Consider the following 26,858-nt stretch of genomic DNA (forward strand, 5'->3'; position numbering starts at 1 on the left):
TAGCGGCTTCTTCCCATACCCCTCTCGTGCGAAACCTTTTGACAACAACGCGTTAGGCTACGGTGACGACCGGTCCCACATCAAATTCGGCAACGAGGACAATAAACTGACTATCGATTGCGGCGACGCCGCATGGAAACGCCCGCTGGACGGAGGGCCTTGCAAATCCGCATAGTGCATGCGGAAAGCCCGGCTCAAGACCGGGCTTTTTGTTGTCCTCTAGCGGCAGACGCGGACACGCTTAATATAGGCGTGTCCATTGTGATCATAGCGTCGCACCTTCTTGACGAAGCAATAATCGTTATAGTCTTCGTAATAGCCGTTGTAGCCGGCGTAACCCGGCGCAATGACGATGCCGGGACCCCACCAGCCACCGTACCAGCCACCATACCAGCCCCCATGATAGTGGCCATGATGGTGACCATGCCAGCCGTGGCCGTGACCCCAGCCACCATGGTGCCAGCCATGGCCGCCATGATGCCACCGGTAACCACCGCCTCGTGCTTCAGCCACGGAGATGAACGATGTTGCTGCAAATATTGCGGCAATTGCCGCGATCATCAGCTTCTTCATAGGAACACTCCTGATTATAGAGTGAAACGCGTTCCGATGTGCGTATATTAGTCTTCCCTAAGTGAACGTTGGCTGAATGGCAAAGTTCCAGTATCAACAGGATTCAGCTTAAATTTGCGATGGTTGTGGCGGCGGCAACCCGCCCATTTGAGATCGGTGCGCGGAGCAAGGGTAACTCCATTTCTGGCGGCCCAAAGTGGATACAAAAATTCGATCCTGGAACCGTAAGATTATCCTCAAGTGGCTGGTATGTACCAAGTTGAATTCAAGAATTTGTCACTCTACGAGGCGCTTCGCGCCTGTTGCCGCCTTCCGCCATAGTTGGTGGGCACCCAAAAAACAGAGAGATCATGCCATACACCTTTTGATTCACGCCAAAACCAATAGGCTTACACTTCCTGCTCTGAAAAACATCAGTTAGGCATTGCTAAAGTGCAATTGTAGGAGGAAGCTCTCAACAGTGGCGTTACAAAATGCGCGTGAAGGGGAGGTGTGGTCATGAAAATTGCAGCTCTGGTGGGCACTGCGCTCACGCTCTTTTCCATTGGCGGTACGGAGGCGACAGCTCAAGTCATCAATGGAACGCTCGGCACACCGAGTGCGACGACCACGATCGATGGCCGACAGATCCCGCCGCCGCCAAGGCGGTTCGGTGGCGCGATTAACCTCGACGCGCTTCAGTCGACGCCATTCTGGCAGCCGCAAGTTGTGCCGCCCAAGGGTGCGCCCAATGTCCTGTTGATCTTGACGGATGACGTCGGATTTGCAGCCCCGAGCACTTTCGGCGGCGTCATTCCCACGCCAACACTCGACCGGATTGCCAGCATGGGGCTGCGCTACACCAACTTCCATACGACATCCCTGTGTTCACCCACGCGCGCCGCCCTCATCACGGGCCGCAATCATCACTCGGTCGGCTTCGGCGTGATCAGTGAGGCCTCGACCGGCTATCCAGGCTACGACAGTGTCATAACCGCGGACAAAGATACGATCGGCACGATCCTCAAGGCAAATGGCTATGCAACGTCGTGGTTCGGCAAGGATCATAACACACCATCTTTCCAAACCAGTCAGGTAGGTCCCTTCGATCAATGGCCCATCGGAATGGGATTTGAGTATTTCTACGGCTTTGTCAGCGGAGAGACCAATCAGTGGCAACCGGATCTCTACCGCAATACCACGCGCGTCTATCCCTATCTGAACAACCCTACCTACAACCTGACAACGGATATGGCGGACGATGCCATCAGCTATCTCAACCAGATCAACCAGCTCGATCCCAAGAAGCCTTTCTTTCTCTACTATGCACCGGGCGGCACGCATGCGCCTCATCACCCGACCCCCGAGTGGATCAAAAAGATCAGCGACATGCATCTCTTCGACAAGGGATGGAATGCGCTGCGTGACCAAATCTTTGCTAACCAGAAAAGGCTTGGCGTAGTCCCTCAGGATGCGCAACTCACACCCTGGCCAGAAAAGGATCTCAAGCCGTGGGACGCACTTTCGGCAGATGAGAAGAAGCTCTTCATCCGCCAGGCTGATATCTATGGAGCGTACCTCGCCTATACCGACAGTGAAATCGGCCGGGTCGTCAAAGCAGTCGAGGACATGGGCAAACTCGACAACACGCTGATTATCTTTATCAGTGGCGACAATGGCGCCAGCGCTGAAGGCTCCCCGGCTGGAACGCCAAACGAGATGACCTTCTTTAACGGCGTCGACGTGCCCGTCCCGGACCAGCTCAAATTCTACGACGCCTGGGGTTCAGCGCAAACCTATCCGCATTATGCGGTCGGCTGGGCCTGGGCTTTCGACACGCCGTTTAAGTGGACCAAGCAGGTCGCCTCCTATTTTGGGGGCATTCGCAACGGAATGGCCATCGCATGGCCGGGCCATATCAACGATCCCGGTGGCGTGCGCAACCAGTTCCATCATGTCATCGACATTGTCCCGACGATCTTGGAGGTGACGGGTATCCGTGCCCCCGAGACGGTCAACGGGATCACCCAGACGCCTATCGAAGGCGTGAGCCTGGCCTACACGTTCGACAAGGCAAACGCCGATGCGCCATCGACGCATTCGACCCAATATTTCGAGATGTTCGGCAATCGCGCGATCTATCACGATGGTTGGATAGCCTCCACAATGCCCTATCGGGAACCTTGGAACGGTACGGCTCCGGTTCCAAAAGACATCGTCAACGGCGTGACCTGGGAGTTGTTCGACCTGTCCAAGGACTGGACGCAAAACAACAATGTGGTAGCCGCCAATCCCGAAAAGCTGAAAGAGTTGCAGGATTTGTTCTGGGTTGAGGCCGCAAAGTATCAAGTTTTGCCGCTGGACGCCTCGGCCTTGACCCGCTTCATCCTCCCGCGACCCAGCATCGTCGCCGGACGCGATAACTTCATCTACACGAAACCCATCGTCGGCGTGCCCCTTGGGACGGCGCCGAGCATCCTCAATAAGTCCTTCACAATCACTGCCGATGTCGAAGTGCCTGCTGGCGGCGGCGACGGCATGCTTGTGACCGCGGGCGGGCGCTTCGGGGGATGGGGCTTCTACCTGCTCAAGGGCAAGCCAGTCTTTGTCTATGACCTACTGGACCTTGCCCGGCCAAGGGTGGAGGGTTCGGCTGCATTGACGCCCGGAAGACACAATATCGTCTTCACCTTCGAGTCTGATGGGCCGGGCCTCGGCAAGGGTGGGAAGGGCACAATCACCATTGACGGCACCAAGGCGGCAAGCGGGACCTTCCCTCACACCATCCCCTTTGCTCTCGAAGCGAGTGAAACCTTTGATGTCGGCTCGGACACGGGAACCGGTGTCGACGACAACGACTACCAGACGCCGTTCCCCTTCAATGGCAAGCTGAGCAGCTTGAAGATAGAGCTTAGGCCGCAGCCTTGATGGACGAAGGGCCTGGCATATGCGGCCCGTTGGATAGGCGTCCAACGCCGCAATCACTCGTAGGCGGCGTTGGTTGGGGTACGGGAATGTTTCGCCATGAACACTGCTTATCGACGCTCGCTTCTATCCCTGTTCGCGATCGCAGAAGGTGCGACGGGACTAGGACTTCTCGTGGTGCCGTCGATCCTGTTCGCTCTGCTGTTTGGCAAAAGGCTTGAAACTCCGGAAATCCTGGTGATCGGGCGGATCTGCGGCGCCGCGCTGCTCGCTGTTGCCACGGCAAGCTGGGGTGCGCGAAACGACAACGGCGGGCAAGGCACTTTGCGGCTCCTCGTCGGAGTGACGCTCTACAATTGCTTGGCCACGGTCCTCTTGGCCTATTCCGCTGTCGCTCTGGCGATGACCGGCATCCTGCTGTGGCCTGCGGTGCTCTATCACGCAGCGACTTCTCTGTGGTGCTTGCTCGTTACCTGGCGGGCGCGAGACACCGAGCCGTAGTGGTTCCTTGAGTAATCAATCCCACTCCGAGGGACGCCTGTGCACGCCAATGGGAGCGGGCGTACTCCCAAATAATTCTGCCCCTGACACGCTGCTTGACAGTCCGGGTTATAGGGCGTTCCGTGAAGCGACGTGGATGGATTTTGGCACGCCTCGTCGCAGTCGGACTTCCACATCACAAGAGGGAGGATACAATGCCGACAATTGTTGCCTACCACAACATCACAAAGGGCGCGGACCACTGGCTCAAATCGCCAAAGCGCAAAGAGTTTTTTGGCGCCCTTGGCGTGACCAACATTCGAACATTCGTCGATGGACAGGACCCGACACGGGCTGCCGTTCTCATGGATGTGCCAGACATGGACACCGTCAAGCAGGCGCTGCAAAGCAAGGCAGCTGCTGACGCGATGGAATATGATGGTGTGGTGCCGGAGTCTATCGTGATCCTTGTCGAATCGTGAGCTTGATTGCTCGGCAATACGGTTTCGCAAGAATTGGTGGCCGATTGCAGAGCAGTTTCGATCATTCTGGAAAACACCAGGTTCAGATGGAGCATCGCCGTTGGCCCATGAAGCGAGCGGTGCAGGCGAACTCGCGCGCCTTCGGCCTCCTGCGCGAAGCAGCCATGCCCCGATACGACCTCACCTTTCCCCTTGTCCCGCGCTCCCTTGGACGGTATTGCATCGGTCGAGTGATTTCGCTTTCAGCATACAAGGTTAGCCATGCGTTGCCCGTTTTGTAATTCCGAAGATACGCAGGTCAAGGATTCGCGACCAGCGGAAGACGGCTCGTCCATCCGCCGGCGCCGGATTTGCCCGGATTGCGGCGGCCGCTTCACCACATTCGAACGGGTGCAACTTCGCGAACTGACAGTGGTCAAGAAATCCGGCCGCAAGGTGCTGTTCGATCGCGAAAAGCTCGTGCGTTCCTTCGATATCGCGCTGCGCAAGCGGCCAATCGATCGCGACCGTATCGAGCGCGCCGTGTCGGGTATCATCCGCCGGCTCGAAAGCTCCGGCGAGACCGAGATTTCCTCGGAGGATATCGGCCTGCAGGTTCTGGAAGCGCTGAAGGGCCTCGATGATGTGGCGTTCGTCCGTTACGCATCCGTCTATCGCGACTTCACCCATATCGAAGATTTCTCCGCCGCGATCACCCAGATTTCGGCCAAGATCGCCCGCGATCCCGGCGAGGACAGATAAATGCATGCCATCCCAAAGTGTCTAACGGCTTGGGGATAGCGACATGCAGAAGCGAGCAGCAGCCATGGCTGACCGGGATGAAGACGTACGTTTCATGGCCGCCGCCATAAGGCTGTCGCGCTGGCATCTGGGGCAGACCGCGTCAAATCCATCCGTCGGCTGTATCATAGTCAAGGACGGGATTATTGTCGGCCGCGGTGTTACTGCACTTTCAGGCCGCCCGCACGCCGAGCCGCAGGCGTTGGCGGAAGCAGGAGAGGCGGCCCGTGGCGCTACGGCCTACGTGACACTTGAACCCTGTTCCCATCATGGCAAGACCCCACCCTGTGCCGAGGCCCTGATCGCTAGCGGTGTGGCGCGCGTCGTGGTCGCGCTGACGGATCCCGACGAAAGGGTATCGGGTAGGGGGCTGCGCATGTTGGCCGATGCAGGTATCGCAGTGCAGTCAGGCGTGCTGGCAGATGAAGCTGAATCTCAACTTGAATCCTACTTGAATCGCCAGCGGAGCAAACGGCCGCAAGTGATTCTGAAACTTGCTGTTTCCGCCGATGGGATGGTCGGTCGTCTCGGCGAGGGCCAGGTGGCGATCACTGGCCGTGAGGCCCGCGCCCAATCCCATGTGCTGCGCGCTGAAAGCGACGCTATCCTGGTGGGTATCGGTACCGTGCTTGCCGATGATCCCGAACTGACCTGCCGGCTACCGGGCATGGAGATGCGCTCGCCGCTCAGGATCGTGCTGGACCGGCGGCTGGAATTGCCCCTTGCGTCGAAGCTGGTCGGAACAATTGCTGTTTGTCACGGTCTTCTGGTCGTTGGCGGGCCGGATGCGGATTCGGAAAAGAAAGCCGCACTCGAAGGGGCCGGCGCCGAAGTCATCGAGATCAGCGACGATGTCGGCAAACTGCTGAACATTCTTGGTGAACGTGGCATCTCGTCGCTCATCGTCGAAGGTGGCGCGAAAACCGCTGGCCGATTCCTTTCCGAAGGGGTCGTTGACCGGATCGCGCTGTTTTCGTCGCCTGTAACTGTCGGTACTGGCGGGATTAAGTCGCCGATCACCGAACAGACCGTTCCGGATGGATTCGTGCTACGCCGCCGCGAACGGCTTGGCGCAGACCAGATGAGCGACTATATCCATGCCAGCAAAGGGCATTAGCAGGGCAGGAACATGTTCACAGGCATCGTCACCGATATCGGCACCATCGAAAAGATCACCCCCCTCAACGAGGGCATTCGGCTGCGGGTCGCCACGAATTACGATCCCGCGACGATCGCCATCGGCGCATCGATTTCGCATGCCGGCGTCTGCCTGACGGTGACAGCGCTTCCTGCCGACGGCGATAACAGCCGATGGCATGAGGTCGAAGCCTGGGAGGAGGCGCTGCGCCTGACGACTGCCGGTTCGTGGGCAGAGGGCGACAGGCTCAACCTCGAGCGCGCTCTGAAGATCGGCGATGAACTCGGCGGCCACATCGTTTCGGGTCACATAGACAGCATGGCCGAAATCGTCGCGGTAAAAGAGGAGGGCGATGCCACCCGCTTCACGCTGCGCGCGCCCGCCGACTACGCCAGGTTCATTGCGCCCAAGGGCTCGGTGGCACTGGATGGCACGTCTTTGACCGTCAACAAGGTTGATGGCGCCGATTTCGACGTGCTGATCATCCGCCATACCCAGGAAGTGACAACGTGGGGGCTGCGGAAACCTGGCGCCAAGGTCAATCTCGAGGTGGATACGATGGCGCGCTACGCCGCACGCCTGGCGGAGTTCCGTTAAGGTCGTTCCAGCGCCTGCTGTCGATTGCTATCGGTCGCCACTAGCCGCGCAGTACTGGCTTCACTTCCTCATGAAAGAAACGGAAGTAAGCCGAGATCTGCGCGAGCGCTGTGGTTGTCAGCTTGTACTCGATGCCAATGCGACTGTCGCGACACCAGCGGACGACGCCGCTAAGGCGACCGAGTTCTTCACTTTCGAATGTGATGATCTGACTGGGCGTCACCTTGATCGGAGTTTCGAGATCGAGCGCCATCCCGGAAGCAGAGATATCGACGACTCGTGCACGCGACGTCTCGTTCATGACCTTGACAACACCGAAGATGCGAACTTTCGAGCGCTCGTCAGTACGGAACGGCACCTGCTTCACGGTATGCAGCATGACATTGCTCCTGTATTCCGGTCTTCAATATTAGTCATATATCATGCGCATGTTAATCCGCAGTTAAAAGCTATGTAGATGTGCCGCTAACCTAAGAAGTAGTTCGTGTGTTAAGTCGTATTTGTGTGCTGGTGAGTAGGAGCGGTATTTTTCAAATTAATGTAAGTGTATTTTGAATATATATTGATGGATTTTGGGTAGGATGCACGCCGCGCACCTCAGGTGTCTGTCTAGCTGGACCCTGGCACTTGATTGGTTGAGAAGGCTACCTCAGGGTAGCCCTCTCAACCGGCCGGGCTATTCGACGTAAAGTGTCAATTGCCCGTCCATTGCGGCGTCTGCCCCGACGATGTTGTTGATTTCAACATTTTCATTCCGAAGCTTTTGCAGCAGTGGATGGTTGTGCCGTATGGCTGCCTGCAGGTCTGCGACCTGGTTCGGCTCGCTGCGCTGCCGGTCCTGCAAGGTTTCTCTGCTGAGATCGTCTTCAATCTGGCCGATCTGCTGGACTTGGAAGGGCGTGCCTTTCCAGTGGGCGATCAGTTGCTCTGCCCTGCGCGTCGCACTGGCATCGAACGAGACGAGGTTGGCCGGAGTACCATGTTTGGCTTCCGTTACCTGCGGGTGCCCGCCAGTCGCGGAAATGCCGGCGGCGAAGCCGGGGCTGACAAAAGAGGAAATGACGATGGTGGCGAGAAGGCTGGTCTTGAGGAGGCTATTCATGGCGAAACTCCTTTCACGAGCGTTGAGCCATCGCCTACGGCGGGGATCAGAATAGGGATCTCTGTCGCGGCCGGAAAAAGCTTAAAACGACAAAATGGCGGTTTCGATGGCGTAAGATGCTGATAAATATTAATAATAGTTAATGTTCGAATACCCCTTGGTTGTCGCGGTCGGCAAGCCTGTTCTCCCGTTTGCGGACATGCAGGAAAGGTACCGAGCAGATTTCAAGGGGCTTGCCGGGTTTTGCGGGGTGGCTGCTGGCTTGGGTTCAAGAGACGCGCGGGGCGTGGCGGCCGTCGATACAGACAAAAACTTCTTGCCAATGCCGCCCGTCCGTGGTTTGACCGGCCAAAATGCCGCTTTTCGGCCCCTACTGCTTTCCCGAGGATAAAATGTCGAACGAGAAATCCAAGCCGCACCTGCTGATCGTCGAAGCACGGTTTTATGATGACTTCGCCGACGCCATGCTGGAAGGTGCATCCGAGGCACTCAAGGCAGCGGGTGCGACCTATGATGTCGTCACCGTGATGGGCGCGCTGGAAATTCCTCCTGCCATCGCAATGGCTCTGGATGCCGCCGATGAAGATGGCACACAGTATGACGGCTTCGTGGCGCTGGGCATGGTGATCCGCGGCGAAACCTATCATTTCGATATCGTCGCCAATGAATCCTCACGGGCGCTCATGGACCTGGCTGTCAGCGAATCCCTGGCTATCGGCAATGGTATCCTGACGGTTGAAAACGACGAGCAGGGCTGGCGGCGTGCAAAGCGCTCGGAACTCGACAAGGGCGGCTTTGCTGCCAAGGCGGCGCTGACGATGATCGCGCTCAAAAACAAGCTGGGCGCCTGAACCATGTCCAACGAAGAACAGAAACCCGAACCGAAACAGGCAAACCAGCGTGGAGCTGCGCGTCTTGCGGCGGTGCAGGCCCTGTACCAGATGGAACTGTCGGGAACGGGCGTGCTGGAAATAGTCAGCGAATACGAAAACTTCCGGCTCGGCCAGGAAATCGATGGCGACCAGTACCTGAAAGCCGATCCATCCTGGTTCCGGTCGATCGTTGCAGGTGTCGTCCGTGATCAGCGCAAGCTCGATCCCGTCATCGCCGATTCCCTCATCGAGGGCTGGCCGCTTTCGCGGCTGGACGCTACGATCCGCGCGATCCTCCGTGCCGGCGTATTTGAGATCATCGAACGGCAGGACGTCCCGACGGCAGTAATCGTGACGGAATATGTCGAGATTGCGCGCGCCTTCTTCGAGGAGGACGAGCCCAAACTCGTCAACGCAGTGCTGGATTCTGTGGCCCGAAAGCTGCGCGGAAACAAGAAGTAGGGCCTGCCGATAATGACAGCGGTTGCCGAGGCGGATGGACTTGAGAAGGGACTCAGCCGGGCGCGGCGCAACGTCGCTCTGCTTGCGATTGCCCAGGCTATCCTGGGCAGCGCCCCGCCGATTGCGTTTGCTGTCGGCGGCCTGGCCGCCTATCAGATGCTGGATGCCGATAAGTCGCTGGCAACGGCGCCGCTGACTGGTTTCAATGTCGGTGTCGCGCTCGGCACCATCCTCGTCGCGATCCTGTCTCGGTATCTCTCTCGCAAGCCGAGCTTCATCATTGGTGCGCTTCTGGAGTCGTGCGGCGGTCTGATTGCCGCGGTGGCTATTTTTCAGAGCGATTTCTGGCTGCTTGTCGCCGGATTGCTGTTGACCGGCGTGGCTGGCGGCTTCACCCAGAAATTCCGGTTTGCCGCAGCCGATGCCTCTCCCTCTTATTACAAGGGGAGCGCGATCTCGTGGATTCTTGCCGGGGGCGTCATTTCGGCCGTGCTCGGTCCGCAGATTGCCATCTTCACCAAGGATTATTTCGAGCCCGTCATGTTCGCCGGGGCCTTCATCGCCTTTGCCCCGATGGGGGTGATTGCGGCGATCGTTCTTTCATTCCTCAAGCTGCCGGAACTGAATTCAGTTGGCGCGAGCAGCCATCAGTCTGCGCGACCACTGTCTGAGATCGTCACCAGCCAGCGTTTCCTGACTGGCATGTATTGCGGCATCGTTTCCTATGCGCTGATGACATTCATGATGACGGGCGCACCGCTGGCCATGGTCATCGGTTGTGGGTTCAGCTCCGATCAGGCCACACTGGGCATACAGTTCCATGTGCTGGCGATGTATGGGCCAAGCTTTTTCACGGGGCGGTTGATTTCCCGTTTCGGCGCCGAAGTGATCGTGGCGCTCGGCCTGGCGATCCTGATGTTCTGCGCCGTCATCGCGCATATGGGAATTGAGCTCTGGAATTTCTGGGCAGCTCTCGTGCTTCTCGGGGCCGGCTGGAATTTCGGTTTTATCGGCGGCACCGCGATCATCGCCCAGAGCTATCGCCCAAACGAAGCCGACAAGGTGCAGGGCTTTCACGACATAATCCTGTTCACCACCGTCGCCCTGGCATCTTTCGCATCGGGCCAGATCTTCAATGCATTCGGCTGGGATGCGATGATTCTCCCGGTCTGGCCGCTGGCTATCGTGGGGCTTCTTCTGCTGTTTCTTTTGGCCCGGTCGAAAATGCGCGCTAAAACAGTTTAAATTACAACTTCAATTTTCAATTACTGAGTTCCAATGCAGGTTCGGAGGCTTGACGTTGCCCCGGACAGCCATCAATCTCGCCGTGGTTCGAGGAATCCGGGGCATCTGACAAGGGGAGTCGTCAGATATTTCGTGCGAAACCGGCGGGTGGCTCATCCGCTGTCAAATTGGAGGAATTTGGGAATGAGCATAATGTTTGGCGTCATAGTGTGTGGACTGTTGTCCATTGCCTATGCGATCTGGGCGACTCAGTCGGTACTTGCTGCCGACCAGGGCAATGCCCGCATGCAGGAAATTGCTTCCTATATCCGTGAAGGGGCGCAAGCTTATCTGGCGCGCCAGTATACCACGATCGGTATCGTCGGCGTCGTTGTTTTCATCCTTGCCTTTGTTCTGCTATCCGCTTCGGCGGCCTTCGGTTTTCTCATCGGTGCAGTGCTTTCCGGAGTTGCCGGATTCATCGGCATGCATGTTTCGGTACGCGCGAATGTGCGTACGGCCCAGGCGGCATCCAGGAGCCTCGCGGCCGGTCTGGACATCGCCTTCAAGTCCGGCGCAATCACCGGCATGCTGGTGGCCGGCCTGGCGCTGCTCGGCGTCTCGGTCTATTTCTGGTTCCTAACTGATGTCATGGGCATGGAGCGCGGCGGCCGCGAAGTCATCGACTCGCTCGTTTCCCTCGGTTTCGGCGCCTCGCTCATTTCGATTTTCGCCCGTCTCGGCGGTGGTATCTTCACCAAGGGCGCTGACGTCGGCGGCGATCTCGTCGGCAAGGTCGAAGCCGGAATTCCCGAGGACGACCCGCGCAACCCGGCAACGATTGCAGACAATGTCGGCGATAACGTTGGCGATTGCGCCGGCATGGCCGCGGATCTTTTCGAGACCTATGCGGTGACCGTGGTGGCAACCATGGTGCTTGCCTCGATTTTCTTTGCGGGCACGCCGGTGCTAGACAGCGCCATGCTCTATCCGCTGGCAATCTGCGGCGGCTCGATAATCACCTCGATCATCGGCACTTTCTTCGTCAAGCTCGGCCCATCCAACAACATCATGGGTGCGCTTTATCGGGGACTGATCGTCACCGGCGTGCTCTCCATCGGCGCAATCGCTGCGGCGACGTCGGTAACGGTAGGCTGGGGCCCGATTGGCAAGGAAGGCGCCAGCATCACCGGGGCACACCTGTTCATCTGCGCACTCGTTGGCCTGCTGGTGACCGCGTTGATTGTGGTGATCACCGAATACTATACCGGCACCAACAAGCGGCCGGTCAATTCGATTGCCCAGGCATCGGTTACCGGTCACGGCACCAACGTCATCCAGGGACTTGCGGTCTCGCTCGAATCCACGGCGTTGCCGGCAATCGTCATCGTTGGCGGCATCATTGCAACCTATCAGCTCGCAGGTCTCTTCGGAACGGCGATTGCTGTGACCGCCATGCTCGGCCTGGCGGGCATGATCGTGGCTCTCGATGCTTTCGGACCTGTAACTGACAATGCCGGCGGTATCGCCGAAATGTCGCATCTGCCACCGGAAGTCCGCAAGGTTACCGATGCGCTCGACGCGGTCGGGAATACCACGAAGGCCGTCACCAAGGGGTATGCCATCGGTTCGGCTGGTCTGGGTGCGCTGGTTCTGTTTGCTGCCTACTCCAACGACTTGCAGCATTTCGTCACCAACAGCGCGCAGTATCCATACTTCGCGGATGTCGGCACGATCTCCTTCGATCTTTCCAACCCCTATGTGGTGGCGGGGCTGATCTTTGGGGGGCTTATTCCCTACCTGTTCGGCGGGATTGCCATGACTGCCGTTGGCCGTGCCGCCGGCTCCATCGTCGAGGAAGTGCGCAAGCAGTTTCGCGAAAAGCCGGGCATTATGGCTGGCACGGAACGGCCAGATTACGGTCGCGCCGTGGATATCCTGACCAAGGCAGCCATCCGCGAGATGATTATTCCGTCGCTTCTGCCGGTGCTCGCGCCGCTCGTCGTCTATTTCGGCGTGCTGCTCATCTCGGGTTCCAAGGCATCGGCCTTTGCGGCACTCGGCGCATCGCTGCTCGGCGTGATCGTCAACGGATTGTTCGTCGCGATCTCGATGACATCGGGCGGCGGCGCTTGGGACAATGCCAAGAAATCGTTCGAGGACGGTTTTGTTGACAAGGACGGTGTCCGCCATTTGAAGGGGTCGGACGCTCACAAGGCATCGGTCACTGGCGACACGGTCGGCGATCCCTACAAGGATACAGCAGGCCCGGCGGTCAACCCGGCGATCAAGATCACCAACATTGTGGCCCTGCTGCTGCTGGCCGTTCTGTCCTGATCGTTCGGCGATGCCGGATATAATAAAGGCGGGGCCCATGGCCCCGCCTTTTTCCATTGGTACATTGCGCGATTAGTATCTGCGGTTCTGGTTGGACCCGAGCAACTGCTGTGCCGCCGCAGCCGGATTGACGCCGCCCTTGAGCAGTCGCATGATGAAGCTCAGTTCGGTGCCGCCGGTCGGTGTCGTGCGCGAGATCATGTCGACAACGCGTCCGTCCTGAAGGGCGTAGTTTGCCAGGCGATCGACTTCGCCGTCTTTGTTGAAATAGACGGCAAGGATGTTCTGCTCGACAAGCGTTGGCTTCATGAAAGCCACTGCACGCTTGCGTGTCTGCGAAATGTAATAGAACACCTCTGTATCGAAGGTTGCCGTCGCGGACGGTGAACCCAGCGACATGAGGACCTGCTCGCGGCTGGAGCCGACGGGCGCCAGAGCCAGCGTCTGCTTGTCGATGACATAGCCATTGTGAATCACTTCACTGGTCGAGCATCCCGAAATGACTGCGGTGCCCATCAATACAGCCAGGAAAACGCCGTGCGCGCGTTTGGCACGTGGTTGCTGAAACTCAATTCTCAACGACATCTCCCAAGTTTATGACCAGATCGATCATCACCCGCCGATATTTCATACTGACCAGATTGGCGAGGGACCGGTTCGCATCCCAATTGTGCCAATGCCATTGCTTTTCATGCGTGCTTGGGTAAACCAGCTTGCAGCAGGATGCAACACGGCGCTTGGCCTTGGCTCCAATTTCACTAAGGCAAATCAGGGCAATTTGATGATATTTCGCTTCTTCCGGAAAAATAAGGTCAGCACTGAGACAATCGAGCGTCAGTACGCTGTTTTGACAGCTGCGGCGCGCCAGAAGGGTTTCTATAGCGTTGCCGATGTGCCGGATACCGTCATTGGTCGTTTCGAGATGTTGAGCATCATGCTCATTCTCTATTTTCGCCGCACCGCGGGGGCAGGAGCTCTTGCCAAGGAAATAGCGCAGGAGGTGGTCGATGCCTTTTTCGAAGACCTCGATCACTCGTTTCGCGAACTCGGCATCGGCGATCAGGGCGTCCCAAAGCGAATGAAAAAGTTCGCCTCGATGTTCTACGGACGGGTGGACTCTTACGGAAAATGCCTTGATTCCGGAGATGTGGACGCATTGGTGATAGCACTCAAACGCAATATCCACCCGGAAAACAACGATCCGGCGCTATCCATGAACGTGCTCGCGCACTATATGATGGACGCAGAACGCCAGCTGAAGCTTTTGTCCGACGACATCTTGGATCGCGGAGAAGCAACGTTGATGACGATGAATGAAGGAGACGGCCGATGAGTCGCGCGCCGCAGGACAAGCCGGCATTTACCTATATGGTCAAGGTCGGTCACGTGTCCCACAATCCCCTGGAAGTCCATGTGGAGGCAGACGAGCGCGAGCGCGTGGCGTTGGCCAAGCTTTGGAATGTGGTCAGCGTTGAAGCGCTTTCGGCAGATCTGAAGATCCGCCGCTGGAAAAAGGATGGTGTCAAGGTATTTGGCGAGATCAGAGGCCGCCTGACGCAGACTTGTATTGTTACTCTCGAGCCGGTGCAATCCGAGATCGACGAGGAAATCGACCAGATCTTCGTTCCAGAAGGCTCGGCGCTTGCGCGCATCGCTGCCAACGACCATGGCGAAATGATTGTCGATCCGGATGGCCCGGACCTGCCCGAGCAGTTCGAGGGGGACGCGATCGATGTGGGTGCGTTTGTGGCGGAATATGCGGCCATGGGCATCGATCCCTATCCGCGCAAAAGCGGAGCAGAATTCTCCGGTCATGTTGAAAGCACGGCCGAGACTGACAAGAAACCATCGCCATTTGCGGTTCTCAAGAACCTGAAAGTCGAAAAGTAGGCGGAGCCTTCGCCATAAATTTGTTGTAAGTGACGTTATAAAGCCTATTTTTGTCCCGTTGGGGCGACAATTTAGCGAGGAACGGGAAAGCGTGATCAGAATAGCGATTGATGCAATGGGCGGTGACTTCGGGCCGGAAGTTACCCTTGATGGGGCCGCAAGGGCTCTTGAAAGGCAGCCCGACATCCAGTTCATTATATTTGGGCTTGAAGATCAGTGCCTTCCGATCCTCGAAAAGTATCCGAAGCTGAAGGCAAAAACGACTTTTCATCATTGCGAAGTTGCCATCCGGATGGATGAAAAGCCCAGCCAGGCGCTTCGCCGCGGCCGCTATGCCTCATCGATGTGGAAGTCCATCGAAGCCGTAAAGCTGAAGGAAGCTGATGTTGCGGTTTCCGCCGGCAACACCGGTGCTTTGATGGCGATGTCGAAATTCTGTCTGCGGACGATGGCCAATGTCGAACGTCCCGCCATTGCCGGTATCTGGCCTACCTTGCGCGGCGAAAGCATCGTGCTCGACGTCGGCGCGACGATCGGGGCCGATTCCCAGCAACTGCTGGACTATGCATTGATGGGTGGCGCCATGGCGCGGGCACTGTTCGAGGTGCGCCGTCCGACCGTTGGCCTGCTGAATGTCGGCGTCGAGGAGATCAAGGGCCAGGAAGAGGTCAAGGAAGCCGGGCGTCTGCTGCGCGAGGCCAATATCGACACGATCGAATATTTTGGTTTCGTCGAAGGCGACGATATCGGCAAGGGTACTGTCGACGTCGTCGTGACCGAAGGTTTCACCGGCAACATCGCGCTCAAGGCAGCCGAGGGAACCGCGCGGCAGATCGCCGACTTCCTTCGTGCGTCCATTTCCCGCACCTGGGTCGCCAAGCTCGGCTATCTCCTGGCGAAAAGCGCTTTCGACCGCGTGCGCGAAAAGATGGATCCCCGCAAGGTTAATGGTGGGGTCTTTCTCGGTTTGAATGGTATTGTCATAAAAAGTCATGGCGGAACGGACGGCGAGGGCTATGCGGCAGCCATCAAGGTCGGCTATGAGATGGTCCGCAACGGTCTGTTCGAGAAAATTGAAGCCGACCTGAAAAAATACCATACTCTGCGCGTTCCGCCTTCGGGTGCGCAGGAGGAAACGGCACAGGAAATATAAGCATGATCCGATCGATCGTACGCGGTTTTGGCGCATCGCTGCCAAAGCGGGTAGTCACCAATCGCGAGATGGAATCGCTGGTGGACACCACGGATGAATGGATTGTGCAGCGCACAGGCATTCGTCAGCGCTACATCGCGGGTGAGGGCGAGACGACCGCTTCGCTCGGCGAGGCAGCAGCACGCGCCGCGCTCGATAATGCGCAATTGACACCCGCAGACATCGATCTCATCATCCTTGCGACATCGACCCCAGACAATACCTTTCCGGCCACGTCTGTCGATATCCAGCGGCGTCTCGGAATTCATCATGGCGCGGCGTTCGATATCCAGGCGGTATGCACCGGCTTCGTCTATGCCATGGCCACGGCGGATCTCTATATCCGCGGAGGTATGGCCAAGCGCGCGCTCGTCATCGGCGCCGAGACCTTCTCGCGCATCCTAGACTGGAACGACAGGACAACGTGCGTGTTGTTCGGCGACGGCGCGGGCGCGGTGGTGCTGGAAGCGGCCGAGGGAGAAGGAGCAACCTCCGACCGCGGAATCCTGACGGCACATCTGCGTTCCGATGGCGCCCACAAGGACAAGCTGTACGTGGATGGCGGACCGTCCAGTACTGGCACTGTCGGTCATCTCAAAATGGAAGGCCGCGAAGTCTTCAAGCATGCGGTTGGCATGATCACCGATGTCATCGTCGCAGCATTCGATGCTGCAAAGATCTCGATCGAGGATATAGACTGGCTGGTGCCCCACCAAGCGAACATCCGGATCATAGAAGGATCGGCAAAAAAGCTGCATATACCTATGGAAAAGGTCGTCGTGACAGTAGACCAGCATGGTAATACTTCGGCCGCCTCGATTCCACTCGCTTTGGCGACGGCAGCTGCCGATGGACGTATCAAGAAAGGCGATCTCGTTCTACTTGAGGCGATGGGCGGGGGCTTTACCTGGGGATCCGTGCTACTGCGCTGGTAATACACACAAAAAAGGTATGCAGGGTCCATTGCACGGCGCTTGACCACAGCGTGCAACAACAATAGTCTCCCCAACTATCCACTTAAGATCAGAGACATAAAAAGCGGGGGATCATGAGCGGCAAAACTGTTACGAGGGCGGATCTGGCTGAATCCGTTTTTCGCAAGGTAGGACTTTCCAGAACAGAATCCGCCCAATTGGTCGAAACCGTCATTGACGAAATCTGCAACGCCATCGTTCGGGGCGAGAGCGTAAAGCTTTCTTCTTTCGCCACGTTTCAGGTCCGTTCGAAGAACGAGCGGATCGGTCGCAATCCGAAGACCGGCGAAGAAGTGCCGATTTCTCCACGTCGGGTAATGACCTTCAAGGCGTCCAATGTGTTGAAGAGCCGGATACTGAAGAGCCACCTCAGCCGCAAGGCGAAGGCAAAGAGCTGACCGGAGTCCGGCGGGCGATTGCCGGAGCACGACGGCTGATCTAAGATCTGGCCATCGATAGCGATTCACGCGGCTCCCGCCGGGGCCGCAGGTATGTGGTCATCTCCGGAGTATTACGGTTCATGGAAAAGAGTCCGGATGCATTTCGCACCATCAGCGAGGTTGCCGACGATCTAGATCTTCCGCAGCACGTGCTTCGATTCTGGGAAACGCGTTTCCCGCAGATCAAGCCCCTCAAGCGGGGCGGGGGTCGCCGATACTACCGGCCCGACGATGTCGAGTTGCTCAAGGGCATCCGGCACCTGCTCTATGATCACGGCTATACGATCAAGGGCGTGCAGAAACTCCTCAAGAACAATGGCAACAAGTTTGTTGCCGCTGCAGCTTCCGGCGATCTCGCGACCATGGAGGCACTTGCCGCCCAGAGCGAGGAGGAGGAAGAAGCACCCGTTCCCAAAATGATCATCCCCGAGGATGACCAGATTGTCGGTCGCCCGAAGGCACCGTCCAGTCGTCGGTTTTTCGGCCTGATCGGCAACGGCGAGGATGGCCATGAACTGGGTGCAGGTGGACAGCAAATCGGCAAGGAAGACCGTGCGCTGCTGCAGGAAGCCTTGTTTGACCTGCTCGAATGCAAGCGGCTGCTGGATCAGGTTCGCTAAAGCGAGCCAAGCCGGCACCATGCTGACGGAATCGTGCACCGAACGGGTTTAGCCTGCGGTCGAACGACAACGCTATTGTTGAACATTCTGGGAACCAAAAGCTTCGCGATCCGTTCGGGTATCGAAGTGAGGAAGCCGTCATGTGCAAGTCCGCATTCGTCACAGTCCGTTCAACTCACATTGATCGGAATGATTCGCCCGGTAGGCCATCGATTCATCGAAGCTATGAGAAGCGCGATGGCGGAAATGTAGGCCGCAAACGCTCCCTTTGGCGACGTCTGGTCGCAAAGGCAACCGAGACCGGACCCGGTAAGGACGACGACGGTCCAATCTCTCCTATTTATTATTGAACCCCGGATAATCGTTGGGAAATTTCCCGCCGGGCATAATGCTCGGGGGTGAGTCTTTTGCGCAACTCTGTCTCTTTATATGAGTAAATACTGATTAAGTATTCCTGGATGTTGGCGGCAAAGTCTTGCTCCTGGAACTTTTTTCACCTAGGCCTGTCGGGGTAGACAGGGGTCAACACGTAGGTGAAGCCAATGAATAGAATTTCGATTTGCGCTGCGGCACTTTGTGCCTTGATGGGGGTGTCGTCGGCGATACCCACTCAGGCAATGCCGCTGCCAGCACCGACAATTAGCCGCAGCACCGATGTGCAGCAGGTGGCCAAGGTTGTCGTAAAATACGGCTATTATCGCGGCCATCGTGGTTACCGCTATGCCCGTCGCGGCTATCGCCGTCATGTCGACGGCTACTGGTATCCCTCGGTTGTTTTCGCTCCAGTAGTTGTCATCAAGCCTGCCCGGGCGTGGCGCTGGTGCGGCCCCAGGTATAACCGCTATCGCTGCTGGCGTTAACGCCAACACTACCATCGAAGAACGACCCGCCCTCGCTGGCGGGTTTTCTTTTGCCTTCGAGCAAGTGCCGCAAACGGCTGCCAAAAGTAGGTTCAACACCAAACGAAAAACGCAGGCGAGAGCTTTTGGAATCAGCAAGAAGGTGTCGGTGTGTTTGGGCTTGGAGGCGACTGACTATCTGGGGGATAGACGCTGCGTCGCCGAGGCTAAAGATTTAAATGGTCGGAGTGGCGGGATTCGAACCCACGACCCCTTGACCCCCAGTCAAGTGCGCTACCAGGCTGCGCTACACTCCGACCCTGCCCGAAGGCCCGCTCCGATTAGACTTTCCGGCATCCCGATGCAAGCGGAAATTTGGGTTGACCATAGGTTTGTCGATCAGGACGCTTCCTCGCATCGCAGTTGATTGTATTTGTCGCCGTGCTCGATTTAGGCGGGCAAGCCTCACTTAAGCTACGCAACCTATCACCCTTGCGAGCCGAATAGGCGCGACGTCACCGGATGTATCGCGCTTGGAGGGCCGGCGCGGTGCCGGCGATATGAAGGGATCATGACGATGGCCGTGGTGCGAGTGAATTCAACCAAAACCGTGTCCGATCTGGACGATGTTGTCGGTACAAAGGGTATCGATTTCATTACCGTTTCGAGTTCGGTGCGCGGTGGCGAGCTTGATCTGCTCGGTGGCATCGATCGCGTCAAGCTCAACGGCAACGGCAACACGGTCACCTTGTCCAACGTAGAATCGATCCAGGGTTCCAACGGCACCGATATCATCACGCTGGGTGCCAAGATCACTTCCGGCAAGATCGATCTTGGCGCTGATGGCGACAAGCTGGTTTTCTCCGATCAAGGCGGCACGATAACGGTTTCTTCCACCGAGACGATCGTCGGTGGTGAGGGCGGCGAGTATGTGGTTTTCAGCGGCAAGGCGGCCGATGTCGAAATCGATCTGGGGGACGGTATCGACAGGGTCACGCTTGGGGCTTTCGCCAACAACCTGACGATCTCCAATGTCGAGACGATCCTCGGTGTGGGCGGAAATGACACCGTTGTTATCGGCAGTGCCGTGGATGGCGGCAAGATCGACCTGGGGGCGGGGAAGGATCAGCTCATTTTCGACGCCGCGGCCACAGTGACGGTCGCCAATGTCGAAACGATCACGGGCAGCGGCGAGGATGACGCGATCACCTTGTCGACGGTTGCGTCGAAAACGATGATTCGGCTTGGCGAGGGCGCCGACAGTCTCAAGCTTGGCAACTTCGCCAACAACGTCACAGTGGTGTCGGTGGAAACGCTTGTAGGCGGCACTCAAGCTGATGTCGTCACGATGGGTAGTGCGGCCCGGGACGTCGAGATTGATCTTGGCGGCGGCAGGGACAAGCTCGTGTTGGGGGATTTCGCCAATACGGTATCTCTCGTCAATGTCGAGACTGTTGTTGGTGGCACCGGTCGCGATACCGTGATTCTCGGAAATGCAGCGGCCTCGATTAGTGTTGACCTCGGTGCGGGAGAGGACACGCTGGTGCTTTTCGAAACCGGAGGCACCCTGACGGTCCGCAATGTCGAAACAATCCAGGGTACGGAATCCGGCAATGATGTCATCACGCTTGGGACCCAGGCAGCCGGAATGACAATTGATCTTGGTGAGGGTTCAGACAAGCTGTTCCTCGGTAAGTTCCTCAATACAGTCAGCCTTGCGGGTGTCGAAACGGTCACCGGCAATTCGAGCGCGGATGTGGTCACGATACTGGATCAGTTGACCGGTGGCCGCATCGACCTTGGCGTGGGCATTGACAGCCTGACGCTCGGCAATTTTGAAAATACAATCACCATCGCCGGGGTGGAGACTCTGACTGGCGGCTCGAACAACGATGTCATTTTTGTCTCCGGTGGGCTCACCAAGGCAACCGTCGATCTCGGTGCGGGCGACGATATGCTGACCTTGGGCACGGGCCTGAATTCGCTGACCATTATAGGCGCAGAAACAATCGTCGGCGGCGCTAACACGGACTACATCTATCTCGGAGCGCAGCCCACTGGTGGAGAGCTGACTGTCCAGTTGGGCAATGGCGTCGATACGTTGGTTCTATCTTCATCCGGCAATACGGCTTCGATCTCAGGAATCGAGACTGTGACAGGGCAGGGTGGCGATGACACGATCTATGTAAAGGGGCCGGCGACCGGCCTTTCCATCAATCTCGGCGGCGGCAACGATACGCTCGACCTGTCCAGCGGCGGCGGCACGCTCACTGTCTTCAACATCGAGAACATCACTTCGAAGGGAACCGATGCCGCAAGCATCATTACCTTCGGTTCGCAGGTGACCGGTGGTGCCGTCAGGCTTGGCGATGGAAAAGATACCGTCAGGCTGGGAGCATTTACAAACACTGTCACCATCGAGGGTGTTGAGACGATCGTCGGCGGGCGTTCGAGCGATGTCGTGTACATCGACGGAACGATGACCGAGGGTTTTGTCGATCTCGGGACGGGGCTCGACAAGCTCGATCTTTCCAACGCGACCGATGGCGTCTCGATCTCCATCACGGCAATCGAGACGGTGACGGGCAGCGCCTACGCGGATTTCATTGCGATTGCCGGCTCCCAGACCTCGGGATATCTCGATCTCGGCGCTGGTTCGGATACGCTTGTTCTCGGTTCGAATGTGACTTTGAGCGTAGCCAATGTCGAAACGATCGTAGGTGACCTCAACACCCAGCATATTACGCTCGTGGATGCCTTCATTGGCGAAATCGACCTCGGAGAGGGAAACGATGTGTTGGTGCTCGGTGCGCCGACGAGCGCTGCTACGCATGATATCACCGTCAAGGGCGTCGAAACCATCAACGGTTCCTCGCAGGCTGACTCGATCGTGATCGGGTCTGCTGTGACGGGCATGAAGATTGATCTTGGAGCGGGCGGCGACAAGGTCACGTTTGATGTCGGCGGCGGCACTGTCACCCTGGCGTCCGTGGAGACGGTGATCGGAGCCGTGGGCTCGGATGTCGTGGTCTTCTCGAGCCAGGTTACCGGCGGCACCATTTCGCTGGCCGATGGCATCGATACCGTCACATTCTGGAATTCCGACAATACCGCGACTGTAGCCGATGTCGAAACGATCACCGGCGGCAGTGCAAGAGACATCATTACACTTTCCGGTGAAGTGACCGGCATCAGCGTCGATCTTGGACGTGGTGAAGACGTACTGTCATTCAGCGCTTCCAACACGACGGTTACCGTCATCAATATCGAGTCGATCGCTGGCTCATCGGGCAACGATACTGTCGTGCTCGGTGCGGCCGTGACCACCGGCAACTACGATCTTGGCGGCGGTTCGGATCATCTGATGCTTGGCGAAATCGGCGCCACGCTCAGCGTATATGGTGCCGAATCGATCACCGGCGGTGCAGGTTCAGACAAGATCACACTGCGCTCGGCGGTCGCTGCCGAAATAAACCTCGGCGAGGGAAGCGACACGCTGACACTCTTCTCCGGCGGTAGCACTGTGACGATCGTCAAGGTGGAATCGGTGCTCGGCGGCGCGGGAGACGACCTCGTTGTTCTCGGCGAGAGCTACACTGGCGGCACCATCGATCTTGGCGCGGGCTCTGACAGGTTGCAGATCGATGCGGCGGGTGCGACTCTGACCGTAATCGGTATCGAGTCGATCACCGGCGGCTCGGGCTCCGACTTTGTGACATTCTCGCAGGCCTTCACCGGCGGCGAGATCAACCTGGCCGCAGGCAACGATCAGGTTTCATTCGCCAGCTTCGCCAACACGGCAACGATTATTGATGCCGAGACGGTTGTGGGTGGCTCGCTCGGAGACAGGATTATCCTGGACGGTGGCTGGACAGCAGGCAACATCAACCTGGGCGACGGCCTTGATTATCTGGGCTTTGCGGATGGCGCGACGATCTCGGTGGCGAACGTCGAATCCATCATCGGTTCGACAGATGCCGACAAGCTGACGATCACATCAGCTGGCGCGATCTCGATGATTGACCTTGGTCTGGGCAACGATGTGGTGACCTGGTCGAACATCGCCGTCACGGCTACATTTGCCGGCGTGGAATCGATTTCCGGTGGCGCGCAAGCCGACATCATAACCTTTGGGGCAGCGATTACCGGCGGTTATATCAATCTCGGCGACGGCATCGACAGATTGACGCTTTCCGGCAGTGGCGACAACACCGTGACGATCGCAAGTATCGAAACGATCATCGGCGCCGGCAGCTCGGACGTGATTTCCATAAGCGCGTCCACCTATGCTGGGTTTGTAAGCCTGGGCGGTGGCATCGATACATTGGAGCTGGCGTCATCAGGCAACAACGTAACGCTGGCCGGAGTGGAGACCGTGACTGGCGGCGGCGGTGACGACAAGATCTACTTCTCCACGGCAGCTCAAGGTGTCGTACTTAATCTGGGTGTGGGCGATGACAGGGTGTCTCTGTTCTTCGACTCGGGCAATACGCTGACGATAAACGATGCGGAATCGATCGGTGGCAGCCGGTTCAGCGACAAGATTACTGTCGAAAACTATATGACCGGTGGCATCATTTCACTGGGCGACGGCAACGATACACTGACGTTCTCCAGCAGCGCGACGGCGACGCTCACTTCGGTCGAAAATATCACCAGCGCATCCGAAGATGACCTCATCACGCTCACTGCAAGTTATAGCGGCGGCTTGATCGATCTCGGCGGTGGCAACGATTACCTTGTTTTCGCATCCAGCGGCACGGCGACCATTTCCAATGTCGAGCATATCACTTGCGGGACGGGCATCAACGACATCCTCTTGACGGGCAATGCGACCACCGATGTCGATCTCGGCGCGGGCGATGACAAGATCAGGTTCGCCAACGGTCAGGACAATGTCACCGGTGGCACCGGCGCAGATACATTCATCTTCTCTGCGGTGGCGCAATCGACGACAACCTCGAGCGATGTCATCAACGACTTCACCGTCGGCACGGATTTCCTGATCTTCGAAGGGCTGCTGAGCGGCACATTCAGGTATCTCGGGGCAAATACGACCTTCACGGCCGGCGATAGCAATTCCGAGGCATACTTTGTCAACAACACTGACAAGCTCTATGTGGATGTCAACGGCGACGATACGGCGGACATGATCATCGTGCTGAAGAACCATAGCTGGGACGATTTCACGGTGGATAATTTCCGCTGGGTCTGATCGGTACACTCATGATCTCGGCTGGCTCTGGGCAATCATCCAGTCGAGAAACATGCTGTCGAGCGGCTTTAACGCGCGCCCGGCGGCAAAGGTGATGAAGTGGGCGGCATCGGCGGCCATTTCGAAATCCGACAGTGCTACGAGCCTGCCATCAGCCAGATGGGCATCGACAAGCGGGCGCGATGCAAGCAGCGCGCCGGCGCCATGGCATGCGGCCTCGAGCGCTGTAATGAAACTATCGAAGCGCAAACGTGGTTGGGCCGGCGGCGGTAGCCCCGCAGCCGAAAACCAGCTCGGCCACAATTCACGAGCCCCGGAGACGGACAACAAAGGCAGGCTCGGCCAGCTCCCCGCATCCTCCAGCGTTGACACGAGTGACGGTGACGCGGCAGGCAGAAATGTCTCGGTGGTCAGCCGATGGCTGGTGCGGCCGATGAAATCGCCCATCCCGAAGCGAATATCGAAATGATAGTCGCCGGCCAGGTAATCTGCGGGTAGATGCATCGTCGCCATCTCCAGCCGCACATGTGGGAAAGTGGCGCGAAAATCCGCCAGACGTGGAGCCAGCCAGAGCGTCATGAAAGAAACCGGACCGAGAAGCGTCAGGGTTTCCAGCGATCGCGTCCCGAACAGGTCGTTGGTGCTCCGGTCGAGCGAACGGAACGCCGCCTGCACATGCGGCAGGTAGGCGCCGCCCTCGGCGGTCAATTCGACGCCACGCTGCAACCGTCGGAATAATGGCACGCCGAGCTCTGCTTCCAGCAGCTTGATATGCTGGCTGATCGCCGCCTGCGTAAGCCCGATCTCGTTGCCCGCGGCGGTGAAGTTGAGCGTTCGTGCTGCCGCCTCAAAGGAACGTAGCCAAAGCACGGAGGGGGAGGGGCGTTTCTCTGTCATAACAAAAATCGGGCCAATGCTGCAAAATTGATAATTTGCATAATGACGATCCTCTGCGCAAGCTGGCTGAATACCAACAGTGGGGAAAGTCCGATGAGTAGAGGTCACGTAGATATCCTGGACGCCGGCAAGGCGGCGAAAATAACTTGGGCGGACGGGCAGACCGCGCGATTCCACGCAATCTGGCTGAGGGACAACGCCCTCGATCCCAAGACGCGCAGCGCCGGAAACGGCCAACGCCTGATCACCATTCTCGACATTTCGCCGGAGACGACGATCCGTGCCGCGAGCGTCGGCCAGGATGGGAGTATTCACGTCACCTTCGCGCCGGATGGGCATGAGACGACCTTCCCCGCCGAATGGCTCCGGGCGCGCATCTATGATCGCGACCTCGAAGCGGGCGAAGGCTGGCTGCCGCCGGAAATCACCCGATGGGACGACGGACTGCAGAATGCGGTGCCGGTGGGTTCCTACAACGCCGTCAGGCAGCAGCCGGCTGCCCTGCGCGACTGGCTCGCCTCCGTCCGCCGCTACGGTTTCGCAGTTCTGACTGACGTTCCGACGACATCCGGCAGCCTCTGCGATGTCGCTGAACTTTTCGGCTACGTCCGCGAAACCAATTACGGCCGCTGGTTCGAGGTCCGTGCCGAGGTCAACCCGACGAATCTTGCCTATACAAATCTCGGCCTGCAGGCGCATACCGACAATCCCTATCGCGATCCGGTGCCGACGCTGCAGCTGCTTTCCTGTCTTGAGAACACCGTTGACGGCGGCGAATCCATGGTCGTCGATGGCTTCATGGTCGCCGAGCGGCTTCGGCAGGAAAATCCGCGAGGCTTTGCGCTGCTGGCGAACTGTCCAGCGCGGTTCGAATATGCAGGCTCGTCCGGCGTCCGGCTGCGCTCTAAGCGGCCGTTCATCGAGCTGGGCCCGGATGGCGAATTGATCGCAATCCGTTTCAACAATCGCTCGGCGGCCCCCATCGTTGATGTGCCCTTCGACGACATGGCGGATTATTACGCCGCCTATCGCCGCTTTGCGGAGATCCTCGAAGATCCTAAGATGGAGGTGACCTTCAAGCTTTCGCCCGGTGAGCTGTTCATCGTCGACAACACCCGTGTGATGCACGCGCGAAAGTCGTTTTCCGGCAGCGGCAACCGTTGGCTCCAGGGCTGCTACGCCGACAAGGACGGGCTGTTGTCCACCCTGGCGGCGCTTGAGGAAACCACGCTTCGGGAGGCCGCAGAATGAACGCGCCAGTTCTTGACCGTACCACGATCGTAGGCTTCCTGGCCGACATCTTTGAACGCCGCGGAGCCGAAGAGTATCTCGGTGAGCCGGTGACCATGGCCGAACACATGCTCCAGGGCGCATGGTTTGCCGAGGCTGACAAGGCCAGCGACGAACTCGTTGCCGCGGCACTGCTGCACGATGTCGGTCACTTTACAAGCGAGTTCGGCGCCTATTCGCCCGACGACACACATGACAAGCATCATGATGACGCCGGTGCGGAGGTGCTCGAGCCGTTCTTTCCGTCAGTCGTCACCGAATGCGTGCGCCTTCATGTGGCCGCCAAGCGCTACCTCTGTGCCACCGATCCTTCCTATTTCTCCAAGCTGTCGGTCGCATCGACCCATAGCCTGCAATTGCAGGGCGGACCCATGAATGCTGACGAGGTGGCCGAGTTCGAGAAGAGCCCGCATTTCCGCGAAGCGGTGCGGGTGCGGCTTTGGGACGAGGCCGGCAAGGTCGCGGGCATGCAGACGCGCGGGTTCAGGGAGTACATGCCGCTGTTGCAGCGGGTTGTCGACCGGCATCTGATTGCCGCAGCCTGACCTCT

The 26,858-nt window shown here is 58.0% G+C and carries 25 protein-coding genes and 1 tRNA gene; 20 read left to right on the forward strand and 6 right to left on the reverse strand.

Going from position 1 to position 26,858, the window contains the following annotated elements; translation table 11 throughout:
* Window positions 1–219: 219 nt before the first annotated feature.
* Complete coding sequence (locus JJB09_RS04710; RefSeq protein WP_201653836.1) at window positions 220–573, reverse strand: hypothetical protein; 354 nt, start codon at window positions 571–573, stop codon at window positions 220–222.
* A 498-nt stretch (window positions 574–1,071) separates the two neighbouring features.
* Between JJB09_RS04710 and JJB09_RS04715 the strand changes: the two genes are divergently transcribed.
* From JJB09_RS04715 to JJB09_RS04740, 6 genes are all read left to right on the forward strand, one after another.
* Window positions 1,072–3,480 carry an arylsulfatase gene (locus JJB09_RS04715; RefSeq protein ID WP_201653839.1) on the forward strand — a complete coding sequence of 803 codons (2,409 nt, stop codon included), beginning with the start codon at window positions 1,072–1,074 and terminating at the stop codon, window positions 3,478–3,480.
* A gap of 96 nt (window positions 3,481–3,576) precedes the next feature.
* A complete protein-coding gene (locus JJB09_RS04720; RefSeq protein ID WP_201653842.1) occupies window positions 3,577–3,978 on the forward strand; it encodes a hypothetical protein in 402 nt (133 codons plus the stop codon).
* Between the two features lie 194 nt (window positions 3,979–4,172).
* Window positions 4,173–4,439: a hypothetical protein gene (locus JJB09_RS04725; protein WP_201653845.1), complete on the forward strand. Its 267-nt coding sequence runs from the start codon at window positions 4,173–4,175 to the stop codon at window positions 4,437–4,439.
* A 261-nt stretch (window positions 4,440–4,700) separates the two neighbouring features.
* Window positions 4,701–5,180, forward strand: coding sequence for a transcriptional regulator NrdR (gene nrdR, locus JJB09_RS04730; RefSeq protein WP_201653848.1), 480 nt, complete (start codon window positions 4,701–4,703; stop codon window positions 5,178–5,180).
* 64 nt (window positions 5,181–5,244) lie between these two features.
* Entirely contained in the window at window positions 5,245–6,336 is a 1,092-nt protein-coding gene (gene ribD, locus JJB09_RS04735; protein ID WP_201654200.1) for a bifunctional diaminohydroxyphosphoribosylaminopyrimidine deaminase/5-amino-6-(5-phosphoribosylamino)uracil reductase RibD, read from the forward strand.
* 12 nt (window positions 6,337–6,348) lie between these two features.
* Complete coding sequence (locus JJB09_RS04740; RefSeq protein ID WP_201653851.1) at window positions 6,349–6,954, forward strand: riboflavin synthase; 606 nt, start codon at window positions 6,349–6,351, stop codon at window positions 6,952–6,954.
* Window positions 6,955–6,994: 40 nt separating this feature from the next.
* On the opposite strand, the gene JJB09_RS04745 is transcribed toward JJB09_RS04740, so the two are convergent.
* Both JJB09_RS04745 and JJB09_RS04750 read right to left on the reverse strand, forming a co-directional pair.
* Window positions 6,995–7,333 carry a PilZ domain-containing protein gene (locus JJB09_RS04745; RefSeq protein ID WP_201653854.1) on the reverse strand — a complete coding sequence of 113 codons (339 nt, stop codon included), beginning with the start codon at window positions 7,331–7,333 and terminating at the stop codon, window positions 6,995–6,997.
* Window positions 7,334–7,630: 297 nt separating this feature from the next.
* Window positions 7,631–8,056 (reverse strand): hypothetical protein, encoded by a 426-nt coding sequence (locus JJB09_RS04750; RefSeq protein WP_201653857.1) that lies wholly within the window; start codon window positions 8,054–8,056, stop codon window positions 7,631–7,633.
* Window positions 8,057–8,448: 392 nt separating this feature from the next.
* On the opposite strand from JJB09_RS04750, the gene ribH reads away from it, so the two are divergent.
* The 4 genes from ribH to JJB09_RS04770 all read left to right on the forward strand — a co-directional run bounded on the left by ribH (window position 8,449) and on the right by JJB09_RS04770 (window position 12,951).
* Complete coding sequence (gene ribH, locus JJB09_RS04755; RefSeq protein ID WP_201653860.1) at window positions 8,449–8,907, forward strand: 6,7-dimethyl-8-ribityllumazine synthase; 459 nt, start codon at window positions 8,449–8,451, stop codon at window positions 8,905–8,907.
* Between the two features lie 3 nt (window positions 8,908–8,910).
* Complete coding sequence (gene nusB, locus JJB09_RS04760; protein WP_201653863.1) at window positions 8,911–9,390, forward strand: transcription antitermination factor NusB; 480 nt, start codon at window positions 8,911–8,913, stop codon at window positions 9,388–9,390.
* A 12-nt stretch (window positions 9,391–9,402) separates the two neighbouring features.
* A complete protein-coding gene (locus tag JJB09_RS04765; RefSeq protein WP_201653866.1) occupies window positions 9,403–10,635 on the forward strand; it encodes an MFS transporter in 1,233 nt (410 codons plus the stop codon).
* 183 nt (window positions 10,636–10,818) lie between these two features.
* Window positions 10,819–12,951 carry a sodium-translocating pyrophosphatase gene (locus JJB09_RS04770; protein WP_201653869.1) on the forward strand — a complete coding sequence of 711 codons (2,133 nt, stop codon included), beginning with the start codon at window positions 10,819–10,821 and terminating at the stop codon, window positions 12,949–12,951.
* A 72-nt stretch (window positions 12,952–13,023) separates the two neighbouring features.
* Here JJB09_RS04770 and JJB09_RS04775 read toward each other — a convergent pair whose 3' ends face one another.
* Window positions 13,024–13,467 carry an outer membrane protein assembly factor BamE gene (locus JJB09_RS04775; protein ID WP_246748590.1) on the reverse strand — a complete coding sequence of 148 codons (444 nt, stop codon included), beginning with the start codon at window positions 13,465–13,467 and terminating at the stop codon, window positions 13,024–13,026.
* Window positions 13,468–13,732: 265 nt separating this feature from the next.
* Between JJB09_RS04775 and JJB09_RS04780 the strand changes: the two genes are divergently transcribed.
* The 7 genes from JJB09_RS04780 (at window position 13,733) to JJB09_RS04810 (ending at window position 18,927) form a co-directional block, all read left to right on the forward strand.
* Window positions 13,733–14,284: a ubiquinol-cytochrome C chaperone family protein gene (locus tag JJB09_RS04780; protein WP_201654203.1), complete on the forward strand. Its 552-nt coding sequence runs from the start codon at window positions 13,733–13,735 to the stop codon at window positions 14,282–14,284.
* A complete protein-coding gene (locus JJB09_RS04785; RefSeq protein WP_201653875.1) occupies window positions 14,281–14,841 on the forward strand; it encodes a YceD family protein in 561 nt (186 codons plus the stop codon). Before JJB09_RS04780 ends, JJB09_RS04785 begins: the two co-directional genes overlap by 4 nt.
* 91 nt (window positions 14,842–14,932) lie before the next feature.
* Window positions 14,933–15,994 carry a phosphate acyltransferase PlsX gene (plsX, locus tag JJB09_RS04790; protein ID WP_201653878.1) on the forward strand — a complete coding sequence of 354 codons (1,062 nt, stop codon included), beginning with the start codon at window positions 14,933–14,935 and terminating at the stop codon, window positions 15,992–15,994.
* A gap of 2 nt (window positions 15,995–15,996) precedes the next feature.
* Entirely contained in the window at window positions 15,997–16,968 is a 972-nt protein-coding gene (locus tag JJB09_RS04795) for a beta-ketoacyl-ACP synthase III (protein ID WP_201653881.1), read from the forward strand.
* A gap of 113 nt (window positions 16,969–17,081) precedes the next feature.
* Window positions 17,082–17,405, forward strand: coding sequence for an integration host factor subunit alpha (locus tag JJB09_RS04800; RefSeq protein ID WP_201653884.1), 324 nt, complete (start codon window positions 17,082–17,084; stop codon window positions 17,403–17,405).
* Between the two features lie 122 nt (window positions 17,406–17,527).
* Window positions 17,528–18,067, forward strand: coding sequence for a MerR family transcriptional regulator (locus JJB09_RS04805; protein ID WP_201653887.1), 540 nt, complete (start codon window positions 17,528–17,530; stop codon window positions 18,065–18,067).
* Window positions 18,068–18,609: 542 nt separating this feature from the next.
* Complete coding sequence (locus JJB09_RS04810; RefSeq protein WP_201653889.1) at window positions 18,610–18,927, forward strand: BA14K family protein; 318 nt, start codon at window positions 18,610–18,612, stop codon at window positions 18,925–18,927.
* Between the two features lie 219 nt (window positions 18,928–19,146).
* Here JJB09_RS04810 and JJB09_RS04815 read toward each other — a convergent pair.
* Window positions 19,147–19,223: transfer RNA gene (locus JJB09_RS04815), tRNA-Pro, on the reverse strand.
* Between the two features lie 254 nt (window positions 19,224–19,477).
* Here JJB09_RS04815 and JJB09_RS04820 point away from each other — a divergent pair.
* Window positions 19,478–24,121: a beta strand repeat-containing protein gene (locus JJB09_RS04820; protein ID WP_201653892.1), complete on the forward strand. Its 4,644-nt coding sequence runs from the start codon at window positions 19,478–19,480 to the stop codon at window positions 24,119–24,121.
* A 9-nt stretch (window positions 24,122–24,130) separates the two neighbouring features.
* On the opposite strand, the gene JJB09_RS04825 is transcribed toward JJB09_RS04820, so the two are convergent.
* The gene (locus JJB09_RS04825) at window positions 24,131–25,018 is read right to left on the reverse strand and encodes a LysR substrate-binding domain-containing protein (RefSeq protein ID WP_201653895.1); all 888 of its coding nucleotides are present in this window, start codon (window positions 25,016–25,018) and stop codon (window positions 24,131–24,133) included.
* 93 nt (window positions 25,019–25,111) lie between these two features.
* Between JJB09_RS04825 and tmpA the strand changes: the two genes are divergently transcribed.
* Both tmpA and tmpB read left to right on the forward strand, forming a co-directional pair.
* A complete protein-coding gene (tmpA, locus tag JJB09_RS04830) occupies window positions 25,112–26,269 on the forward strand; it encodes a 2-trimethylaminoethylphosphonate dioxygenase (RefSeq protein ID WP_201653898.1) in 1,158 nt (385 codons plus the stop codon).
* The gene (tmpB, locus tag JJB09_RS04835; protein WP_201653901.1) at window positions 26,266–26,853 is read left to right on the forward strand and encodes a (R)-1-hydroxy-2-trimethylaminoethylphosphonate oxygenase; all 588 of its coding nucleotides are present in this window, start codon (window positions 26,266–26,268) and stop codon (window positions 26,851–26,853) included. The genes tmpA and tmpB overlap by 4 nt, the downstream gene beginning before the upstream one ends.
* Window positions 26,854–26,858: the final 5 nt, after the last annotated feature.

This window comes from Phytoamicus setariae (assembly GCF_016722925.1).
GTDB classification, from domain to species: domain Bacteria; phylum Pseudomonadota; class Alphaproteobacteria; order Rhizobiales; family Rhizobiaceae; genus Rhizobium_E; species Rhizobium_E setariae.

Bases quoted from the DNA above. Each gene is read 5' to 3' on its own strand.
- JJB09_RS04710 (WP_201653836.1), bottom strand. From the start codon at position 573: ATGAAGAAGCTGATGATCGCGGCAATTGCCGCAATATTTGCAGCAACA.
- JJB09_RS04715 (WP_201653839.1), top strand. From the start codon at position 1,072: ATGAAAATTGCAGCTCTGGTGGGCACTGCGCTCACGCTCTTTTCCATT.
- JJB09_RS04720 (WP_201653842.1), top strand. From the start codon at position 3,577: ATGAACACTGCTTATCGACGCTCGCTTCTATCCCTGTTCGCGATCGCA.
- JJB09_RS04725 (WP_201653845.1), top strand. From the start codon at position 4,173: ATGCCGACAATTGTTGCCTACCACAACATCACAAAGGGCGCGGACCAC.
- nrdR (WP_201653848.1), top strand. From the start codon at position 4,701: ATGCGTTGCCCGTTTTGTAATTCCGAAGATACGCAGGTCAAGGATTCG.
- ribD (WP_201654200.1), top strand. From the start codon at position 5,245: ATGGCTGACCGGGATGAAGACGTACGTTTCATGGCCGCCGCCATAAGG.
- JJB09_RS04740 (WP_201653851.1), top strand. From the start codon at position 6,349: ATGTTCACAGGCATCGTCACCGATATCGGCACCATCGAAAAGATCACC.
- JJB09_RS04745 (WP_201653854.1), bottom strand. From the start codon at position 7,333: ATGCTGCATACCGTGAAGCAGGTGCCGTTCCGTACTGACGAGCGCTCG.
- JJB09_RS04750 (WP_201653857.1), bottom strand. From the start codon at position 8,056: ATGAATAGCCTCCTCAAGACCAGCCTTCTCGCCACCATCGTCATTTCC.
- ribH (WP_201653860.1), top strand. From the start codon at position 8,449: ATGTCGAACGAGAAATCCAAGCCGCACCTGCTGATCGTCGAAGCACGG.
- nusB (WP_201653863.1), top strand. From the start codon at position 8,911: ATGTCCAACGAAGAACAGAAACCCGAACCGAAACAGGCAAACCAGCGT.
- JJB09_RS04765 (WP_201653866.1), top strand. From the start codon at position 9,403: ATGACAGCGGTTGCCGAGGCGGATGGACTTGAGAAGGGACTCAGCCGG.
- JJB09_RS04770 (WP_201653869.1), top strand. From the start codon at position 10,819: ATGAGCATAATGTTTGGCGTCATAGTGTGTGGACTGTTGTCCATTGCC.
- JJB09_RS04775 (WP_246748590.1), bottom strand. From the start codon at position 13,467: ATGGGCACCGCAGTCATTTCGGGATGCTCGACCAGTGAAGTGATTCAC.
- JJB09_RS04780 (WP_201654203.1), top strand. From the start codon at position 13,733: ATGATATTTCGCTTCTTCCGGAAAAATAAGGTCAGCACTGAGACAATC.
- JJB09_RS04785 (WP_201653875.1), top strand. From the start codon at position 14,281: ATGAGTCGCGCGCCGCAGGACAAGCCGGCATTTACCTATATGGTCAAG.
- JJB09_RS04795 (WP_201653881.1), top strand. From the start codon at position 15,997: ATGATCCGATCGATCGTACGCGGTTTTGGCGCATCGCTGCCAAAGCGG.
- JJB09_RS04800 (WP_201653884.1), top strand. From the start codon at position 17,082: ATGAGCGGCAAAACTGTTACGAGGGCGGATCTGGCTGAATCCGTTTTT.
- JJB09_RS04805 (WP_201653887.1), top strand. From the start codon at position 17,528: ATGGAAAAGAGTCCGGATGCATTTCGCACCATCAGCGAGGTTGCCGAC.
- JJB09_RS04810 (WP_201653889.1), top strand. From the start codon at position 18,610: ATGAATAGAATTTCGATTTGCGCTGCGGCACTTTGTGCCTTGATGGGG.
- JJB09_RS04820 (WP_201653892.1), top strand. From the start codon at position 19,478: ATGACGATGGCCGTGGTGCGAGTGAATTCAACCAAAACCGTGTCCGAT.
- JJB09_RS04825 (WP_201653895.1), bottom strand. From the start codon at position 25,018: ATGACAGAGAAACGCCCCTCCCCCTCCGTGCTTTGGCTACGTTCCTTT.
- tmpA (WP_201653898.1), top strand. From the start codon at position 25,112: ATGAGTAGAGGTCACGTAGATATCCTGGACGCCGGCAAGGCGGCGAAA.
- tmpB (WP_201653901.1), top strand. From the start codon at position 26,266: ATGAACGCGCCAGTTCTTGACCGTACCACGATCGTAGGCTTCCTGGCC.